Origin of the sequence: Streptomyces sp. NBC_00457 (assembly GCF_036014015.1) — a bacterium.
In the GTDB taxonomy this organism is placed as follows: Bacteria; Actinomycetota; Actinomycetes; order Streptomycetales; family Streptomycetaceae; genus Streptomyces.
On sequence record NZ_CP107905.1, the window covers coordinates 9,105,305 to 9,124,268 of the forward strand.

Consider the following 18,964-nt stretch of genomic DNA (forward strand, 5'->3'; position numbering starts at 1 on the left):
ACATGAGGGGCGGCCGGGAGTCACCGGCCGCCCCTTGCTCACGCCTCCAGCCAGGCGTCCTCCGCCGCGTAGTCGAAGAGGTCGCCGTACGTCTGGAACATCTTCGGGTACGCCTCCCGCCAGTCCCGTCCGGCCAGTCGGCGCTCGATCCAGGCGACCGTGTCGGGGAGCGTCTCCGCGTACCGCACCACCGGGCGGTAGCCCAGCTCGCGTTCGGCGGCGGACATGGCGCAGACCACGGGCGCCGGAACCGACCACGGAGTGTCGCCCACGGTCGGCGCCGGAGGCGGCCCGTCCACGAGCACGCTCTCCGTCTCGACGCCCATGACCGCGTCGATCGCCCCGGCGATCTCCGCCACCGTCGGTGCGTCGGGATCGACGGCGTTGAGGACGCGCGAGCCGGGCCGCGCGGCGGCCAGCCGGATCAGCTCCGCGATGGTGTGCACGCTCGCCGGATGGAAGCGGCTCCCGCCGCCGAAGGGGAGGATCCGCCGGGTCCGGCCGTCCAGGTTGCGCTTGACGAAGTACAGCTCGCGCGGGGTCTGGCAGTGCGGGCCGTGGATCGCGCCCGCGCGCAGCAGCGTCGTCGGCAACCGGTCGCCGGCGGCGAGGAGTTCACGCTCCAGCGCGGCCTTGCGGGTGCTGTACGAGGCGTCGCCCGGCCGGACCGTGCGCTGGTCCTCCGTGAGCGGCACCGGATATGCGGGAAAGCCGTCCGGCTCGCCCTGAGTGTCGAAGTTCCGGCCCTTGTCGTCCTCGTACAACGACACGCTGGAGATCACCACGGCCGAGCCGACGCGACCGGCGAGCGAGGTCAACTGCCGTGCGTGCTCGGTCCCGTAAGCGACCATGTCCACCAGCACGTCACAGCCGTCGCCCACCACGGCGGCCAGGGCCGCGTCGTCCGCCCGGTCGACGCGCGCGACGCGCACCGCCTCGGGCCAGCCCTCGTCCCGCCCGCCGCCCCGCGAGACGGCGGTCACCTCCCAGCCGTCCCGGGCCAGCGCGTCCACCGCCGGCCGTCCGATCTGTCCTGTCGCTCCGAGCACCACAGCACGTCTCATACGGCGACCGTACGGGCGACGGGATCCGCTTCGGAAACGCTTTTGCCGACAGCAGAGTTCAGCCGAGCGGCAGCCGCGGGAACCGGCGCTCCTTGGCCGCGCTCGCCGCGGCCTGCTCGGCCTTGACGACGGCCGCGTACTGGTCGACGTACTCCTGCTCGGAGAGCGAGAGGATCGCGTACATGATCTCGTCGGTGATGGCGCGCAGGATCGCCTTCTCGTTCTCCATTCCGGCATAGCGGGAGAAGTCGAGGGGCTTGCCGAAGCGGATGACCACAGGGTGGATCTTCGGGATCTTGCGGCCCGGCGGCTGGGCCTCGAAGGTGCCGATCATCGCGCAGGGAATGACGGGGACCTGGGCCTTGAGGGCCATCACCGCGACGCCGACCTTGCCCTTGTAGAGGCGGCCGTCGTGCGAGCGGGTGCCCTCCGGGTAGATGCCGAGCAGCTCGTCCTTGCGCAGAACGCCGAGGCCCTCGCGGATCGCGGCCTGGCCGGCCTCCTTGCCGGAGCGGTCGACCGGGATCTGCCCGGCACTGCGGAAGAACGTCGCGATCAGCCGGCCCTTGAGACCGGGGCCGGTGAAGTACTCGGCCTTCGCCAGGAAGGTGATGCGCCGCTTGAGGATCGCGGGCATCAGGAAGTGGTCCGAGAAGGAGAGATGGTTGCCGGCGACGATGGCGGCGCCGGTCGCGGGAATGTGCTCGAGTCCCTCGATCCGGGGGCGGAAGACCAGTCTCAGCAACGGACCCAGCAACACGTACTTGAGCACGTAGTAGAACAAGGGGTGGCTCCTCACTCCGGTGGTTCGGCTCAACCGCCGTGTTCTAGCAGGTCAACCGGCACGTCGTGGGCTGTCAGTGTAGGGGCAGGCGGCACCGGCGGGAACCGTCCTGCCCCTTCTGCGGCTCTGGAACAACTATGGGCGTACACCACCCGGGGACGATGCCCGTGAGCCGAAGAGGATGTAATGCTCCGCATTCATTTCACCCCCCATGACCTGCAGAATATTCGAATTCTCCGCAGACCGGATCCGCTGTGGGAGCTGATCTGCAGTGTGTGTCGCCTGAAAACCGGCCAGGGGCCGCTGGAATTCGGCCATTGGCGTCGCTCCGTGCACGCCAGAATGGAAGGGGACCGGATTCTGGGTGCGGCACTGCAGCCATTACGGACACTGGTCCCCAGCGTCGGATACATTCCCGATTTCCTCACACCCCCGGCCGCCGGAGGGGAGCTGTCCGACGCGCTCGACCTGGTGCGTGGCACCCCGCGTGGGCGGATCGTAGGTGAGCTGACCCGGCTCGGCGAGCGCCGGGCCCTGCCGGGCTGGACCGTGACGCTGGGCAGGCCGGGGGACGAGGGGCTGGCCGCGCTGACCCGTGCGCTGGAGGCGTACTTCGGCGCCGTGCTGCGGCCGCACTGGCCCCACATCCGAGCGGTCGTCGGCAATGACATCGACCTACGCACCCGCACCCTTCTGGACGGGGGCACCCAGGCGCTGCTCAACGGCCTGTATCCGCTGGCCCGTTGGAACCCTCCCGTCCTGGAGGTCGACTACCCCGTACGGCGCGACCTCCTCCTCGAAGGCCGCGGTCTGCTCCTCGTCCCGTCCTTCTTCTGCTGGCGCCGGCCCACCGCCCTGGCCGATCCCGCGCTGCCTCCGGTGCTCGTCTACCCCGTGGCGAAAGCCCCGTTGGACATCACCCGGGCCACGGGGGAGGGCGTCGTACGCCTGCTCGGCCGCACGCGGGCCGCCATCCTGGCCGATGTCGCCCGGCGGGACGGCCGTACCAGCTCCGAGGTCGCCGAAGCGGTCGGAATCGCGCCGGCCAGCGTGAGTTACCAGATCGGCGTCCTGCGGGCCGGCGGGCTGGTGGACAGTCAACGCGCCGGTAAATACGTCCTCCACGCGGCCACCGCATTGGGCTTACGGTTACTCGACGCGCGGTGACGCGGCGGTGCGACATTTCGAACCACATTGAAGTGTTTGAGCTTCGCTTCCGCCGATGCGAATGTGACGGCTGTCCTTGCGATGACTGTTTGAGGCCTGTGCCTTGTGCCGGGCCGAACCAGGGGGAAACGCATGAGATATGCCGCAGGACCAGGAAGAAATCACACACCACGCCGCCGGGCGATATGGGCGGCCGTCCTCGCACTGCTGGCCGGAGTGTTCTCGACGGCTCAACTCGCCGGGGCCGACAGCGCGTCCGCGCTGCCGCCGCCGCCCCAGCCGGCGATGAACTGCGACAAGCCGTGGGTGATCATCAATGCCTACGGCACGGCCGAGTATGTGACACCGGGCGTGACCACGCCTTACGGATCCATCGGAGTCAACGACACCTACGTCAGGGCGGTGAACGCGGCCCTCAACGACCAGGGAGTGCCGGACAGCGACATCACCGCGCGCAATCTGCCCTATCCCGCGTCGGCGATCGACTGGGACCTGCCGTGGCCTCCCTTCCTGGGCGACAACCCGGGGCCCGACGACTACTGGGAGTCGATGTGGAAGGGCCGCGACGAACTGGTCCGTGAGATCGAGTTCTACTCCGACTGCCCGAGCCGCCCGACGCTGGTGCTGATCGGATATTCGCAGGGTGGTCAGGTGATCAAGAACGCCCTCGCCGACTCGGCCGTCGCCGGGGACCAGCGCCGTTCCGACTCGGTGGGCGCCGCCATCACCATCGGGGACGCGTCCCGCCACAACGGCCAGGCCGGGATGGCGCAGAACAGGCAGATGCTGACCCTCAACCGTGACTACCAGGAGACCACCACCACCATCGATCGCGGCGGACTGATGCAGCGGGTGTCGGTGCCGTCGGTGTTCGCCGGGTTCATCGGTGACGGACGGTACTTCGACGTCTGCCGCACCGACGACCTCGTGTGCAACAAGCCGGGACGCCCCGGCACGGGCAACTGGCTGGCCGAGTTCGGCCTGAGCATCGACGACGGTACGACCAACCCGCCGCACATCGCCTACCGGGACAACGCCCGCCCCAACGGGAACCCCAGGATCGTGTGGCAGAACCAGCAAGGCGCACGCGTCGCGGCCGATGTCGCCGAACGTGCCGTGGCCGCCGCGGTGGCCCAGCGCAACATCGTCCACCCGCCGCCGGAGCCGGAAGTGCCGCCCGGCACCACCCCGGTCGAGATGTGGGCGACCGATGTCAACGTGCGCACGGCCCCGACGACCGACGCCGCGATCACCCACCGGTTCCCCGGTCCCACCACCGTCTACGTCCAGTGCCAGAAGCATGCCGAGTCGGTGACGGACGGCGGTGTCACCAACGACGTCTGGTCGTATCTGCCCGTCCAGCACGGCTGGATCAGCAACGTCTATCTGCGGGGACCCGCGTGGCTTCCGGGTGTGCCGGAGTGCGCGGGCTCCACCCCGCCGCCCGAGCAGGGGCTCTACCACTGCGACATCGGCGGTGATCCCGAGAACTGGTGCGCCCGGGTGACCGGCATCGACCCGGGATCGTTCCTCGGCATGTACAACGAGCCGAACTACGATCACGGGCGGAGCTCGTCCTATCAGGGCCACAACGGTGACGAGTTGATCGTGCACTGCTGGACGACGGGCGCGGTCGACGCCGACGGGACCGGCAACCGCTACTGGTTCTTCGCCGACACCGGCGGAGCCCTGCCGGGCGGTTACGTCAACGACCACTACCTGACGACGGGCAGGTTCGCGGACTGGAGCCAGGTCATCCCGCCCTGCTGAATCCGGAGTTGATCGTCGTACGGCTCTGCGCCATCACAGCCGTACGACGATCAGCGCCGTGTCGTCGGTGGCACCTCCCGGCGGCAGCAGCTCCAGCAGGACGGCGTCGGCGAGGGTCTCGGGGTCGGCCCCCAGATGGCGGCTGAGTGAGTCGGCGAGGCGGGACAGGCCGGTGTCGATGTCCTCTCGGCGGCGTTCGATCAGGCCGTCCGTGTACAGCACGAGCGTCGCGCCCTCGGTGAAGGTGATGCGGGCCTCCGGTCGGGGGATCGGGCTCGGGCGGGCGTCCAGCGGGGGATCGGTGGCCCGGTCGAGGAACTCCACCCGGCCGTCGGGGTGCAGCAGCGCGGGCGGGGGGTGCCCGGCGCTGCTGTAGGTGATGGTGTGGGCGTCGAAGTCGATGAACGTGGTGACCGCGGTGGCCGATTCGGCGCCGTTGACCACATGGGCGTAGCGGCCCAGGACGTCCAGGGCCTGCGCGGGTCCGTCGGCGACGCGCGAGGTGGCGGTGAGCGCGCTGCGCAGCTGGCCCATGACACCGGCGGCCTCCAGGCCGTGGCCGACCACGTCGCCGACGGAGACGCCGATGCGGTTGCCGCCCACCAGGTCGACCAGGTCGTACCAGTCCCCGCACACGTTCAATGCGCCGACGGCCGGCCGGTAGCGGACAGCGGCGCGCTGGTCGCCGACCTGGCGGCGGGCGGGGAGCATCGCCTCCTGGAGGGCGAGTGCGACCTCGCGCTCGCGGGCGTGGGCCTGGCGCAACCGGTCGTTGAGTTCCTGGAGTTCACGGCCGCGCGTGTACAGCTCGGCCTCCAGCACCCGGGCGCGGCCCCCCGTGGGACCGCCGCGGGCCCGGATGAGTTCGGTGACCTCCTCGACCCGGTGCACCACCAGCACGACTTTGCCGTCCGGTCCGAACACCGGCGCGTTCACCGGGCTCCAGTAGCGCTCCTCCCACTGCCCGGGGCGCTCGGGGGATTCGACGTCGTAGCGCTGCAGTGCCATGGTGTCGCGCTCGCCCGTGGCCACCACCCGGCGCATGGAGGTCTGCACATTGTGCATGCCCTTGGACGTCGGATTGTCGGGGTTCTCCGGGAAGACGTCGAAGATGTAGCGCCCCACCACCTGCTCGCGCGTGCGCCCGGAGATGCGCAGGAAGTCCTCGTTGACGTCCGCGTACACCAGCTCGGGGGTGAGCAGCGCGACCATTCCGGGCAGGCCCTTGAAGACCGCCTCGTAGTCGATCGACGCGTCCTTCATGGCTGCCGCCTCACCGCCGGTTCACCCCAGTTTCGCACGATATAAACCGGGGTTCGTGGCTCATCGCGGATCTGTCAGGGACTGCTCGGCCCAGATGATCTTCCCCTCGGGCACGAACCGGGTGCCCCAGTGCTGGGTGAACTGGGAGACCAGCAGCAGCCCGCGCCCGCCCTCGTCCGTGGTGCGGGGATGACGCAGATGGGGTGCGGTGGCGCCGCCGTCGAAGACCTCGCAGACCAGGGAACGCTCCCTGATCAGCCGCAGCCGCACCGGGCCGTCGGAGTGCCGGATGGCGTTGGTGACCAGCTCGCTGACGACCAGCTCCGTGGTGAAGGCCAGCTCCTCCAGGCCCCACTCCGTCAGCTGCCGGGCCGCGGCCTTGCGGGCGTCGGCGACGATCGCCGGATCCATGGGCAGGTCCCAGTCCGCGACCTGGTCGGCGCCCAGCAGCCGGGTACGGGCCATCAGCAGGGCCACGTCGTCCTGCGGGCGCTCCGGGGACAGCGCGTCGACCACGGTCCGGCAGCGCAGGTCGAGCGAGGACGCGCGCTTCTCCAGCGCCCGGCGCAGCCGGTCCCGGCCCGCGTCCAGGGCCCCGTTGTCCCCGTGGGCCAGCAGCCCGTCGGTGTGCAGCGCGAGCGTGCTGCCCTCGGCCAGCGCCAGCTCGACCGCCTCGAAGGGCGGTCCGCCCGCACCGAGCGGTGACCCCTGCGGAAGGTCGACGAAGGTCACGGAGCCGTCGGGCATGATCACGGCGGGCGCGGGATGCCCGGCCGCGGCCATGGAGCACTGCCCGTCGACGGGGTCGTACACGACGTACACGCACCCGGAGCCCGCGGTGCCCGCCTCTCCTGAGTCCGGTGCGACGCCTTCCTCGCGCGCCGACCGGGCGGCCAGGTCGTCGAGGTGGGCCAGCACCTCATCGGGCGGCAGATCCAGCGCGGCGAGCGTCCGTACGGCGGTCCGCAGCCGTCCCATGGCGGCGGCCGCGTCGATGCCGTGCCCGGGCACCTCGCCCACGACGAGGGCGACGCGGGCACCGGAGAGCGGGACGACGTCGTACCAGTCGCCGCCGAGGCCGGTCAGCTCGTCGGCCGGGCGGTAGCAGGCGGCCACCTCCACCGCGTCCTGCTCGGGCAGCCGGTGCGGGAGCAGACTGCGCTGCAGCACCAGCGCGGCGTCGCGCTCGCGGGTGTAGCGCCGGGCGTTGTCCACGCAGACGGCCGCCCGCGACACGAGATCCTCGGCCAGGGCGAGGTCGTCCTCGTCGAACGGTTCCTGGCGATGGCGCCGGAAGAACGTGGTGACGCCCAGCGTGGTGCCCCGCGCCCGGATCGGCACGATCACGACGCTGTGCAGCCCCAGCTCCAGGAAGGTCGCCTCCCGGCCGCCCGGGATGTCCGTGGCCCACTCCCGGGCGAGCGGGTCGAGCCGCTCCTCGCGCCAGGACAGACCGGTGGCGAGCGAACGGACCGGGGGCGACCCGGCGACGTAGGCGGCCACGGAGCCGACGGGGACGACCGCCTCGGGGACGTTCTCGTACACCGACTGCTGACCGGCCCGGCACAGCGGCACCCGGTCCAGATCGCCGATCGGCCCCGGCGTCAGCTCGGCTCCCCGCAGCACCGGTTCCAGCAGGTCCACGGTGACGAAGTCCGCGAAGGCCGGTACGGCCACGTCGGCCAGCTCCTGCGCGGTCCGCAAGATGTCCAGGCTGCGGCCGATGTGCTCGCCGGCCCGGTCCAGCAGCGCCAGCCGCTGCCGGGCACGGTGGCGCTCGGTGATGTCGACGACGGTGTAGTACACGCCCATCGGACGGCCCCGGTCGTCGCGCAGCCGGGTGAAGGACATGACGTGCGCCGTCTCCCGGTGCGGCGCCGACTGCACCTGGCCCACGTGCTCGTATCCGACCACCGGCTCACCGGTCTCCAGCACGTGCCGCATCTGCGCCTCTATGCCGTCGGCGTCCAGGCCCGGCTGGATGTCCGCGAGACGCAGCCCGAGCCGGTGCACGGGCGGTCCGCCGCCGTACTGCTCCAGGGCCGCGTTGGACCACACGAAGCGCAGGTCCGTGTCGACGATGGCGATGCCGACCGGCGACCGGTCGGCGATCTGCTCCAGCACCGAGCGGCTCATGTCCCAGCCGGGTGCCCCGGCCAGCTCCGAGAGCAGCACCAGCCACCGCGTGCGGCTGTCGGGCTCCTCCGCGCCGGTGATCCGCACCATCAGCCTGTCCTGCTGTCCGCCGCTGCGCCTGACCGTCAGCAGGCCCGCCCAGCCGCCGTCCCTGCGGCACCGCTCGACGATGCCCGGCATCCGCTCCGCGTCCTCGGCGGACAGCAGGTCGGCCACGCTCGTCCCGATCACCTCGGAGGCCGCGTGGCCCAGCAGCCGCCTGGCCTCGTCGGTCCAGCCGGTCACCACGCCCTGCGCGTCGAGCAGCAGGGGCGCGGCATCGGCCACGTCGAACCGTGGCCGGGCAAGATCGTGCTCCTCATATGTGCCCACGGCCGACCTCTCTGTCGCTGAGAGTGGTCTACCACCTCTTGTCCCCATCTTCACCCTTCGGGACGGACCGGGGCGCGGGCGGTGTGGTGACCGGGTGGCAGGGCGCGTACGGACCGGTGCCGCGCGCCCTGCCACCTCCCCTTCAGGCCCCCAGCACCTTCTCCAGCGCCACCAGAGCCTGGGTGAGTTCCCCGGCGGTGATGGTGAGCGGCGGGGCGAGGCGGATCGTCGAGCCGTGGGTGTCCTTGACCAGGACGCCCTCCCGCATCAGGCGTTCGCTGACCTCGCGTCCGCTGCCGAGGGCCGGGTCGACGTCCACGCCCGCCCACAGCCCGCGCGAGCGGAACCCGACGACTCCCTTGCCGACCAGCGCGGACAGCCCGTCCCGCAGCACCGTGCCCAGTTCGGCCGCCCGCTGCTGGAACGCACCCGTCTCCAGCAGCTCGACGACCGCCGTGCCCACCGCCGCCGCCAGCGGATTGCCGCCGAACGTCGACCCGTGCTCGCCGGGCCGCAGCACACCCAGCACGTCCCGGCGCGCGACCACCGCCGACACCGGCACGATGCCGCCGCCGAGCGCCTTGCCGAGCAGCAGGACGTCGGGGACCACCGACTCGTGCTCGACGGCGAGCGTGCGGCCCGTGCGGCCAAGACCCGACTGGATCTCGTCCGCGATGAACAGGCAGCCCTCGCGGCGGGTCAGCTCGCGCACACCGGCCAGATAGCCGGCGTCCGGGATGACGACCCCGGCCTCGCCCTGGATCGGCTCGATCAGCACCGCCGCCGTCGTCTCGTCGACCGCCGCCTCCAGCGCGGCCAGGTCGTTGTACGGCACGATCCGGAAGCCCGGCGTGAAGGGGCCGAAGCCGGTGCGGGCGGTCTCGTCGGTGGAGAAGCTGACGATGGTCGTCGTACGGCCGTGGAAGTTCTCCGCCGCGACCACGATCGTCGCCCGGTCGGCGGGGACGCCCTTCACGTCGTACGCCCATTTGCGGGCCACCTTGATGCCGCTCTCCACGGCCTCGGCGCCCGTGTTCATCGGCAGCACCATGTCCAGGCCGGTCAGTGCGGCGAGCCGTTCGGCGAACTCGGCGAGCTTGTCGTTGTGGAAGGCGCGCGAGGTCAGCGTCAGCCGGTCGAGCTGGGCGTGGGCGGCCTCGATCAGGGTGGGGTGGCGGTGGCCGAAGTTGAGGGCCGAGTAGCCGGCCAGCATGTCGAGATAGCGGCGGCCCTCGACGTCCTCCACCCAGGTGCCCTCGGCGCGGGCGACGACCACGGGCAGCGGGTGGTAGTTGTGCGCGAGGACCGGCTCTTCGGCGCGGATCAGGTCGGCGGAGGAACGGGTGCGGGCGGGCGCTGTCATGGGCGGATCTCCTGAGTGCAGCACTTGATGCCGCCGCCGGCCTTCTGGAACTCGGAGAGGTCGACGGGGACGGGAACATAGCCGTGGTCGTCCAGCCGGGCGGCGAGGGACTCGGCCTGGGGCGCGATGAAGACATGGCGTCCGTCGGACACGGAGTTCAGCCCGAACGCCATCGCGTCGTCGCGGGTCGCGAGCACGGCGTCCGGGAACAGCCGCGCGAGGACCTCACGGCTGCCCGGCGAGAACGCCTCCGGGTAGTACACGATGGTGTCCTCGTCGAGGACGAACAGCGCCGTGTCCAGGTGGTAGAAGTACGGGTCGACCAGCGTCAGGCTGATCACCGGGTGCCCGAAGAACTCCTGCACCTCGCGGTGGGCCTCCCGCGTTGTCCGGAATCCGGTGCCGGCCAGGACGTACCGGCCCGTCCACACCAGGTCCCCCTCTCCCTCGCAGACCGATTCCGGACGGTGGACGGCGAAGCCCGCCGCCTTGAACCACATGTCGTAGTGCGTGGACTCTGGGCGCCGCTGCGGTGCGTGGAAGAGCGAGCCGAAGACGCGTCCGTCCACGACGACCGCCGAGTTCGCGGCGAACACCATGTCCGGGAGGCCGGGGACCGGCTCCACGGTGTCGACGGTGTGCCCGTGGGCCCGGTAGGTGCTGATCAGGGACTGCCACTGCTCCTGGGCCAGATCGACGTCGACGCGGACGTCGGGATGCATCCAGGGATTGATCGCGTACTGCACGGCGAAATGTCTGGGTTCACAGACGAGGAAGCGCCGCCGGCGCGGGACACGGCTTTCGGACACAGAGGGGTTCCTCCGCTTCCTGGGGTGCCGACTGGGGTTGACACCACGTTAGGAAGTGACCGATACGCCCGACAAGAAACAAAGCTTGCGTGTCCGCGCAGGAATGCTGCGTCTTTACGGCCCTCAGCGCACGTCTCATGCGCCCTCGGGTGCGGGCTGGCTGGCACCCGCCTCCGGACTCTCCGGGATCAGATGGGACAGCACCATCACGCTGATCGTCTTCCGGATGAACGGCTCCGCACGGATCCGCTCCAGCACCTCCTCGAAGTGCTCCACGTCCCGCGCCCGCACATGCAGCAGCGCGTCCGCGCCTCCGGTCACCGTCATCGCCGCCGTGATCTCCGGGTGGTTGCGCACCACTTCCGCCAGCCGCCGCGGCGGCGCCGCCCCCTCGCAGTACACCTCCACATACGCCTCCGTGCGCCAGCCCAGCGCCGACGGCCGCACCGTCGCCGTGAACCCGGTGATCACCCCCGTCTCCCGCAGCCGGTCCACCCGCCGCTTGACGGCCGTGGCGGACAGCCCGACAGCCGTCCCGATCTCGGCGAAACTGGTTCGCGCGTTGGCCATCAGCGCGGTGATGATCTTCCGGTCGAGGTCGTCGAAGGAATCGGTCCTGCTGTTCATGGCCGCACTGTATCCAGCGGAAACGTCCCCCCGAGCACGTGCGCGGGCGTACGAATTGCTCCTAGACTCCGGGTTCATGCTGCGCGCCCTCGCCGTCGACGACGAACGACCCTCGCTGGAGGAGTTGCTCTACCTCCTGAACGCGGATCCCCGGATCGGCACCGCCGAGGGTGCGAGCGACGCCACCGAGGCGCTGCGCCGCATCAACCGGGCCCTGGAGTCGGGCCCGCGCGGCCCCGAGGCCATCGATGTCGTCTTCCTCGACATCAACATGCCCGGCCTCGACGGACTCGACCTGGCCCGGCTGCTCACCGGGTTCGCCCAGCCGCCGCTCGTCGTGTTCGTCACCGCCCACGAGGACTTCGCCGTGCAGGCCTTCGACCTCAAGGCCGTGGACTACGTGCTCAAGCCCGTCCGCAAGGAACGGCTGGCCGAGGCGATCCGCCGCGCCGCCGAGCTGCGGGACAGCGCCCCGCACATACCCGTGCACGAACCCGACCCCGACCACATACCCGTCGAGCTCGGCGGCGTGACCCGATTCGTCGCCGTCGAGGACATCACCCACGTCGAGGCCCAGGGCGACTACGCCCGGCTGCACACCGACAAGGGCAGCCACCTCGTACGCATCCCGCTGTCCACCCTCGAGGAGCGCTGGCGCTCCCGCGGCTTCGTCCGCATCCACCGCCGCCATCTCGTCGCCCTGCGCCACATCGGCGAACTCCGGCTGGACGCCGGCACCGTGAGCGTCATGGTCGGCTCCGAGGAACTCCAGGTCAGCCGGCGCCACACCCGCGAGCTGCGGGACCTGCTGATGAGGAGGCCGTAGCCGTGCCGAACCAGGACCCCGCCGAACGGCGCGTCGTCGTCACCGGCCCGCCACGCCGCAGCCGCCCCACCTCCGGCTACTACCGCCCCCGCACCGAGATCGACGAGCAGACCACCCTCGGCCACACCTACGTCCGCTCCCTGATGCGCACCCAACTGCGCGCCGCCCTCGCCGTGTTCGCCGTCCTCGGCCTGCTCGTCGGCCCGCTGCCCCTGCTCTTCGCGACCGTGCCCGACGCCCACGGCGTCCAATGGGCCGTCCTCGGCTTCGGCATCTACGCACCGCTCGTCCTGCTCGCCCGCTGGTACGTGCGGCGTGCCGAGCGCAACGAGCGGGACTTCGTACGCCTCGTCGAAGACCGCTGAAGCCGCGGACCGATGAACTCGAGCTACGCCGTCCCCGCCGTCGCCCTCGTCGTCCTCGCGACGGTCCTCGTCGGCGCGTTCGGCCTGCGCATCTCCCGCACCACCTCCGACTTCTACGTCGCCTCCCGCACCGTCGGCCCCCGCCTCAACGCGGCCGCCATCAGCGGCGAGTACCTCTCCGCCGCCTCCTTCCTGGGCATCGCGGGCCTGGTCCTGGTGCAGGGCCCCGACATGCTCTGGTACCCCGTCGGCTACACCGCGGGCTATCTGGTGCTGCTGATCTTCGTCGCCGCCCCGCTGCGCCGCTCCGGCGCCTACACGCTGCCCGACTTCGCCGAGGCCCGCCTCGCCTCCCAGGCGGTACGGCGGCTCGCGGGTGCCTTCGTCGTCGGCGTCGGCTGGCTCTACCTGCTGCCCCAGCTCCAGGGCGCCGGACTGACGCTGACCGTCCTCACCGGCGCACCGGACTACCTCGGCGGGCTGATCGTCGCGGTCGTCGTGGTCGCCACGGTCGCCGCCGGCGGCATGCGCAGCATCACCTTCGTGCAGGCGTTCCAGTACTGGCTCAAGCTCACCGCTCTGCTGGTCCCCGCGCTCTTCCTGGTCCTCGCCTGGCAGGGCGACGGATCACCGACCCGCGCCTTCGAGGAACCCGCCACCTTCCGCGAACAGCGCGTCGTCCGCGTCGACGACAGCCTCGACATGAAGCTGGACACGCCGCTGACGGTCACGGTGAGCGGCACCGTCGACGGCCGCGCCCACGAGGACACCGAACTACGTCTCCCCGCCGGCACCCACCACATCGACGCCGGCACCCGGCTCACCTTCGACAAGGGCGCCCCCGTCCCCGAGGCCGACCGCGTCGGCGACGGCAGCCTGTCCCCCTCGCAGGCCGAGAGCCGCGGCGAACGCCCGCTGTACGCGACGTACGGACTGATCCTCGCCACCTTCCTGGGCACCATGGGCCTGCCGCACGTCGTCGTCCGCTTCTACACCAGCCCGCACGGAGTCGCCGCCCGCCGCACCACCGTCGCCGTCCTGGGCCTGATCGGCGCCTTCTACCTGCTGCCCCCGGTCTACGGCGCCCTGGGCCGGCTGTACGCCCCCGAGCTCACCCTCACCGGCGACGCGGACGCCGCCGTACTGCTCCTGCCCGACCGCATGATCGGCGGCCTCGGTGGCGACCTGCTGGGCGCGCTGGTCGCCGGGGGAGCCTTCGCCGCGTTCCTGTCGACGGCGTCGGGACTGACGATGGCCGTGGCGGGCGTGCTCACCCAGGACGTGCTCCCCTCGCGCGGCGTACGGCACTTCCGGCTCGGTACGGTCCTCGCGATGGCCGTACCCGTGGCCGCCAGCGTCCTGGTGGGCGGACTGCCGGTCGCCGACGCCGTCGGGCTGGCCTTCGCCGTGTCCGCGTCGTCGTTCTGCCCGCTGCTCGTGCTCGGGATCTGGTGGCGGCGGCTCACCCCGCCCGGTGCCGCCGCCGGGATGCTGGTGGGCGGCGGCTCCGCACTCGTCGCCGTCGCCGCGACCATGGCGGGCTTCCCGGGCAGCGGCGCCCTCCACGCCCTGCTCGCCTGGCCCGCCATCTGGTCGGTCCCGCTCGGCTTCCTCACCATGGTGCTGGTGTCCCTCTCCACGCCGAGCCGGGTACCGGCGGGGACGGCGGCGATCCTGGCCCGCTTCCATCTGCCGGAGGAGCTGCGCACGGAGGTAAAGGCATGAACGGTTCGGCAGCGCCCCGAAGGGGCGCGGGGCTGCATCACATATGCGGCTACCGCCGCGTGGGCGCGATCAACCACCACGGCGCCGCAGCCGCTCGACGGCGTTTCCCGGCACTACCAGCGGAGCTCACCGCATGATCGGATTCATCGCAGGCCTGTGTGTGGCGATCCTCCCGCTGCTCGCCGCCGGATTCTGGCTCGGCCGCCGCACCGCCCGCCCCGAGAACCTCGTCGGTCTCGGTACCCCGGTCGAGCACGCCACGTTCCAGACCCTGCACACCGCCTCCCTCGCCGCGCCGCCGCTGCGGGCGGGCCTGACCGAGGAGACCGCCCGCAAGTCGGCCCGCAGACTGCGCACGCTGCTCGGCACGGACGCGCTGTGCCTGACGGACCAGAAGGAGGTGCTGGTCTGGGACGGGGTGGGCGGCCACCACCGGGCGGAGATCATGGACCGCCTCGCCGGACCCCTGGAGTCGGGCCGGGGCGAGGCCTTCCCGCTGACCTGCGAGACGCCCGACTGCCCGGTCCGCTGGGCCGTCGTCGCCCCGCTCACCGTCGACGACCGGGTGCACGGAGCGCTCGTCGCCTGCGCGCCCCGCGAATCGGCGGTGCTCGTGCGCGCCGCCGGCGAGGTCGCCCGCTGGGTCTCCGTCCAGCTGGAGCTGGCCGACCTGGACCAGTCCCGCACCCGCCTCATCGAGGCCGAGATCAAGGCCCTGCGCGCCCAGATATCCCCCCACTTCATCTTCAACTCGCTCGCGGTGATCGCCTCGTTCGTCCGCACCGACCCCGAGCGCGCCCGCGAACTGCTCCTGGAATTCGCCGACTTCACCCGCTACTCGTTCCGCAGGCACGGCGACTTCACCACCCTCGCCGACGAACTCCACGCCATCGACCACTACCTGGCGCTCGTCCGGGCACGCTTCGGCGACCGCCTCTCCGTCACCCTCCAGATCGCCCCAGAGGTGCTGCCGGTCGCCCTGCCCTTCCTCTGCCTCCAGCCGCTCGTCGAGAACGCCGTGAAGCACGGGCTCGAAGGCAAGGCGGCCTCCGCGGGCAAGTGCCACATCAGCATCACCGCACAGGACACCGGAGCCGAGGCGCTGGTCGTCATCGAGGACGACGGCGCCGGAATGGACCCCGTCGCCCTGCGCCGCATCCTCGCCGGCGAGGCCAGCCCGTCGGGCGGCATCGGCCTGTCCAACGTCGACGACCGGCTCCGCCAGGTGTACGGAGACGACTACGGCCTCGTGATCGAGACGGCCGTGGGAGCGGGCATGAAAGTCACCGCCCGGCTGCCGAAGTACCAGCCGGGCGTGCACTCGGCGAGCCGGCTGACCCGCCCCTGACGCTCACGTGCTCTTGGTGGCGATCATCCCGAGAGTGATCAGCCCCAGCACGACCCAGCCGAACCACAGCCAGCCACTACTGCCGAGCGCCACCGTATAGGCGGTCACCACGACCAGTCCGCCGACCGTGAGCACCCCCATCGCCTTGGTCGATCCGTCCGAAGAACCGGGCATCGCAACACCCTCCTCATGGTCCGTCCCCCTCCATGGTGCCCCGGTTCTGCCTCCACAGCGACGTGTCCGCGAACTCCGTCCCTGCTGCTGAACGAAATGCCGGTCAGTTTCCCCGTGCGTTCAATGAGGCCAAATACGCGTTGTACGCCTCGAGTTCCTTGTCGCCGTCCCGGTCGGCCGCCCGGTCCTTGCGCCGCGCCTGCCGCTGCTCACTGCTGTGCCACTGGAACAACAACGCGAGCAGCACCAGCACCGACGGGATCTCACTGAACGCCCAGGCGATGCCGCCGGCCGCGTTCTGGTCGGAGAGCGCGTCGATACCGAGGGAAGCGGGCGGGTTCTTGAACGTCTCGACCATCGGCGTGGACGCCATCATCAACGCGATACCGAAGAACGCGTGGAACGGCATGCCCGCGAACAGCTCCAGCATCCGCATCAGATAGCCGGGCCGATTCGGTCCCGGGTCGACGCCGATGATCGGCCAGAAGAAGACGACACCCACGGCCAGGAAGTGCACCATCATCGCGATGTGCCCCGTCTTGGACCCCATCAGGAAGTCGAAGAGCGGCGTGAAGTACAGCGCGTACAGGCTCGCGATGAACAGCGGAATGGTGAAGGCCGGGTGGGTGACGAGCTGCATGTACCGGCTGTGCAGCAGCGCCAGCAGCAGCTCGCGCGGCCCCTTGCGCCCCTTGCCGGCGACGGGCAGCGCCCGCAGCGCGAGCGTGATCGGGGCGCCGAGCAGGATCAGGATCGGCGACAGCATGCTGATCACCATGTGCTGCACCATGTGCACGCTGAACATCACCATGCCGTAGTCGTTCAGCTTGGTGCACATCACCAGCGCGATGGTCAGCACACCGACGACGTACGAGATCGTCCGCCCCACCGGCCAGCTGTCACCGCGCCGCCGCAGCCGCACGACGCCGTACGCATACAGCGCGAGCCCCACCAGACAGGCGACGAGGAAGAACGGGTCGGCCGACCACTGAAGACCCCGCCCCAGCGTGAACGGCGGCAGATCCATGGTCATGCCGTGCCCGCTGTGATCCATTCCGACGGCTCCTGATTCGTGGGGGTTGTGCGTGTCTGTCCGCACAAGGGTATGACCGACCCCGGCCACGCCTGTGACCGGGGCCAGTGCAACCCACCCAGGGGCGCGGGGAACTGCGAGACCAGCCACACACGACCCGCACCCGGCAGATCAGGGAACTGTCAGAGCACGCATTCCGCTTCTTCGTATCGCTCCGCGGGAACCGTCTTCAGTGTCTCCACGGCCTCCGCCAACGGCACCATCACGATGTCCGTCCCGCGAAGCGCCGTCATCTTCCCGAACTCCCCGCGGTGCACGGCCTCCACCGCATGCCACCCGAACCGCGTGGCGAGCACACGGTCGTACGCGGTCGGCGTCCCCCCACGCTGCACATGCCCGAGAATCACCGGCCGGGCTTCCTTCCCCAGCCGCTCCTCCAGCTCGATCGACAGCTGACGGGCGATCCCGGCGAAGCGCTCATGGCCGTAGATGTCCTTGCCGCCCTCGTCGAAGGCCATGGAGCCCGGCTTCGGCTTGGCCCCCTCCGCCGCCACGACGATCGCGAACCGCTTCCCGGCCTGGAACCGCTCCCCGACGACCGCGGCCAACTCCTCGATGTCGAAGGGCCGTTCCGGTACGACGATGGCGTGGGCGCCGGCCGCCATGCCGGAGTGGAGTGCGATCCAGCCGGTGTTGCGGCCCATGACCTCGACCACGAGCACACGCTGGTGGGACTCGGCGGTGGTCTTGAGGCGGTCCAGCGCCTCGGTCGCCACGCCCACGGCCGTGTCGAAGCCGAAGGTGACGTCGGTCACCGCGATGTCGTTGTCGATGGTCTTGGGCACGCCCACGATGGGCAGGCCGCTGTCCGACATCAGCCGGGCGGCCTTCAGCGTGCCCTCGCCGCCGATCGGGATGATGGCGTCGAGACCGAGTTCCTCGACATGGCCCTTCGCCCGCTCGACCCCGTCCCTCAGGTGGGACGGCTGGACGCGGGAGGAACCGAGGATCGTGCCGCCGCGAGCGAGGATGCCGCCCACCGCGTCGAGGTCGAGCTTGAGGTAGTCGCACTCCAGGAGGCCTTTCCAGCCGTCCCGGAAACCGATGACCTCGTCGCCGTGGTCGGCGACGGCACGGTGCACGACGGACCGGATGACGGCGTTCAGGCCGGGGCAGTCGCCGCCGGACGTGAGGACACCAATGCGCATAGCCCGAAATACCTTCTCAACGTGGGCCGGGGACCGGACCACGTTGTCCGGTTCGATCCCCGCCACCCTAGCGGGAGGAAGGGGCGGGGCCGAATGGTGCGTCCGCCTGCTGGACGACCCCGCTCACCTGTGCGGACACAGCGTCAGACGGGCCGGTAAAGCCTGGCTGGAGCCCAGGTGTACAGGCAGCTCAGGCGGGCTGCTGAGCGGCCGCGATGCGCTCGCCCCGCAGCGCCTCGTACCACCGGTCGTCGGTCGGCGGCAGCGCGTTCACGTCGAGCGCCAGCTTCAGCAGCAGGTCGGCGATGAGCGGGTTCCGGGCCAGCACCGGGCCGTGCATGTACGTACCGAAGACCGTGTCGTTGTACGCGCCCTCCGTGCCGTCTCCCGTGCCGTTGCCCTTGCCGAGCTTCACCTGGGCGAGGGGGCGGGCGGTGGGGCCGAGGTGGGTGACGCCCTGGTGGTTCTCGAAACCGGTCAGCGGCGGCAGCCCGAGGCGCGGGTCGATGTCCCCGAGCACGTCGCCGACGCACCGCTCACCCTCACCGCGCACGGACACCACATCCAGCAGCCCGAGACCGGGCTCGCGCTGGCCGAGGTCGTTGATGAACTCGTGGCCGAGGATCTGGTAGCCCGCGCACACCGAGAACACGATCGCGCCGTTGCCGACGGCGCGCTGCAGCCCGCCGTCCCGCCGCAGCCGCTCGGCCGCGAGCCGCTGCGGGCGGTCCTCGCCGCCGCCGATCAGGTAGATGTCGCCGGACGTCGGGATCGGCTGGTCGCTGCGGACGTCCAGGCGGGCCACGTCGAGGCCGCGCTGCCGGGCCCGGCGCTCCACGACCAGGACGTTGCCCTGGTCACCGTACGTGCTGAGCAGGTCGGGATAGATCCAGACGACCCGCAGGCTGTTGTCGCTCACAAAAGTCCCCT

At 70.9% G+C, this 18,964-nt stretch carries 17 protein-coding genes; 6 read left to right on the forward strand and 11 right to left on the reverse strand.

What is annotated here, in order from left to right:
- Positions 1 to 38: 38 nt before the first annotated feature.
- Together OG828_RS41745 and OG828_RS41750 are read right to left on the reverse strand one after the other, a co-directional pair.
- On the reverse strand, positions 39 to 1,052 hold the full coding sequence (locus OG828_RS41745) for an NAD-dependent epimerase/dehydratase family protein (RefSeq protein ID WP_328505030.1): 1,014 nt from the start codon (positions 1,050 to 1,052) through the stop codon (positions 39 to 41).
- Positions 1,053 to 1,122: 70 nt separating this feature from the next.
- Positions 1,123 to 1,848 (reverse strand): lysophospholipid acyltransferase family protein, encoded by a 726-nt coding sequence (locus tag OG828_RS41750; protein ID WP_328368911.1) that lies wholly within the window; start codon positions 1,846 to 1,848, stop codon positions 1,123 to 1,125.
- A gap of 330 nt (positions 1,849 to 2,178) precedes the next feature.
- Between OG828_RS41750 and OG828_RS41755 the strand changes: the two genes are divergently transcribed.
- Positions 2,179 to 3,015 carry a winged helix-turn-helix domain-containing protein gene (locus OG828_RS41755; protein ID WP_328504075.1) on the forward strand — a complete coding sequence of 279 codons (837 nt, stop codon included), beginning with the start codon at positions 2,179 to 2,181 and terminating at the stop codon, positions 3,013 to 3,015.
- A 132-nt stretch (positions 3,016 to 3,147) separates the two neighbouring features.
- Complete coding sequence (locus tag OG828_RS41760) at positions 3,148 to 4,785, forward strand: cutinase family protein (RefSeq protein WP_328368916.1); 1,638 nt, start codon at positions 3,148 to 3,150, stop codon at positions 4,783 to 4,785.
- A 33-nt stretch (positions 4,786 to 4,818) separates the two neighbouring features.
- On the opposite strand, the gene OG828_RS41765 is transcribed toward OG828_RS41760, so the two are convergent.
- The 5 genes from OG828_RS41765 to OG828_RS41785 form a co-directional block, all read right to left on the reverse strand.
- Positions 4,819 to 6,048, reverse strand: coding sequence for a SpoIIE family protein phosphatase (locus tag OG828_RS41765; protein WP_328368918.1), 1,230 nt, complete (start codon positions 6,046 to 6,048; stop codon positions 4,819 to 4,821).
- Positions 6,049 to 6,108: 60 nt separating this feature from the next.
- Positions 6,109 to 8,556: a SpoIIE family protein phosphatase gene (locus tag OG828_RS41770; RefSeq protein ID WP_328504076.1), complete on the reverse strand. Its 2,448-nt coding sequence runs from the start codon at positions 8,554 to 8,556 to the stop codon at positions 6,109 to 6,111.
- Between the two features lie 142 nt (positions 8,557 to 8,698).
- Positions 8,699 to 9,919 (reverse strand): ornithine--oxo-acid transaminase, encoded by a 1,221-nt coding sequence (gene rocD, locus OG828_RS41775; RefSeq protein WP_328504077.1) that lies wholly within the window; start codon positions 9,917 to 9,919, stop codon positions 8,699 to 8,701.
- Positions 9,916 to 10,728, reverse strand: a complete 813-nt coding sequence (gene ddaH, locus OG828_RS41780; protein WP_210571123.1) for a dimethylargininase — start codon at positions 10,726 to 10,728, stop codon at positions 9,916 to 9,918. Before ddaH ends, rocD begins: the two co-directional genes overlap by 4 nt.
- A 135-nt stretch (positions 10,729 to 10,863) precedes the next feature.
- The gene (locus OG828_RS41785; protein WP_328504078.1) at positions 10,864 to 11,355 is read right to left on the reverse strand and encodes an Lrp/AsnC family transcriptional regulator; all 492 of its coding nucleotides are present in this window, start codon (positions 11,353 to 11,355) and stop codon (positions 10,864 to 10,866) included.
- Positions 11,356 to 11,431: 76 nt separating this feature from the next.
- Between OG828_RS41785 and OG828_RS41790 the strand changes: the two genes are divergently transcribed.
- From OG828_RS41790 to OG828_RS41805, 4 genes are all read left to right on the forward strand, one after another.
- On the forward strand, positions 11,432 to 12,181 hold the full coding sequence (locus OG828_RS41790) for a LytR/AlgR family response regulator transcription factor (RefSeq protein ID WP_328368931.1): 750 nt from the start codon (positions 11,432 to 11,434) through the stop codon (positions 12,179 to 12,181).
- A gap of 2 nt (positions 12,182 to 12,183) precedes the next feature.
- On the forward strand, positions 12,184 to 12,546 hold the full coding sequence (locus OG828_RS41795; RefSeq protein ID WP_210571126.1) for a hypothetical protein: 363 nt from the start codon (positions 12,184 to 12,186) through the stop codon (positions 12,544 to 12,546).
- A gap of 12 nt (positions 12,547 to 12,558) precedes the next feature.
- Entirely contained in the window at positions 12,559 to 14,271 is a 1,713-nt protein-coding gene (locus OG828_RS41800; RefSeq protein ID WP_328368936.1) for a sodium/solute symporter, read from the forward strand.
- Positions 14,272 to 14,404: 133 nt separating this feature from the next.
- Positions 14,405 to 15,619, forward strand: a complete 1,215-nt coding sequence (locus tag OG828_RS41805) for a sensor histidine kinase (protein ID WP_328368939.1) — start codon at positions 14,405 to 14,407, stop codon at positions 15,617 to 15,619.
- A 3-nt stretch (positions 15,620 to 15,622) separates the two neighbouring features.
- Here the strand turns inward: OG828_RS41805 and OG828_RS41810 are convergent, their stop codons facing one another.
- The 4 genes from OG828_RS41810 to OG828_RS41825 all read right to left on the reverse strand — a co-directional run bounded on the left by OG828_RS41810 (position 15,623) and on the right by OG828_RS41825 (position 18,953).
- Complete coding sequence (locus OG828_RS41810) at positions 15,623 to 15,793, reverse strand: hypothetical protein (RefSeq protein ID WP_210571129.1); 171 nt, start codon at positions 15,791 to 15,793, stop codon at positions 15,623 to 15,625.
- A 103-nt stretch (positions 15,794 to 15,896) separates the two neighbouring features.
- The gene (locus OG828_RS41815; protein ID WP_328368941.1) at positions 15,897 to 16,847 is read right to left on the reverse strand and encodes a cytochrome c oxidase assembly protein; all 951 of its coding nucleotides are present in this window, start codon (positions 16,845 to 16,847) and stop codon (positions 15,897 to 15,899) included.
- A gap of 161 nt (positions 16,848 to 17,008) precedes the next feature.
- Complete coding sequence (locus OG828_RS41820; RefSeq protein WP_328441773.1) at positions 17,009 to 18,034, reverse strand: 6-phosphofructokinase; 1,026 nt, start codon at positions 18,032 to 18,034, stop codon at positions 17,009 to 17,011.
- Between the two features lie 190 nt (positions 18,035 to 18,224).
- On the reverse strand, positions 18,225 to 18,953 hold the full coding sequence (locus OG828_RS41825; protein WP_210571132.1) for a type 1 glutamine amidotransferase: 729 nt from the start codon (positions 18,951 to 18,953) through the stop codon (positions 18,225 to 18,227).
- Between the last annotated feature and the right edge of the window lie 11 nt (positions 18,954 to 18,964).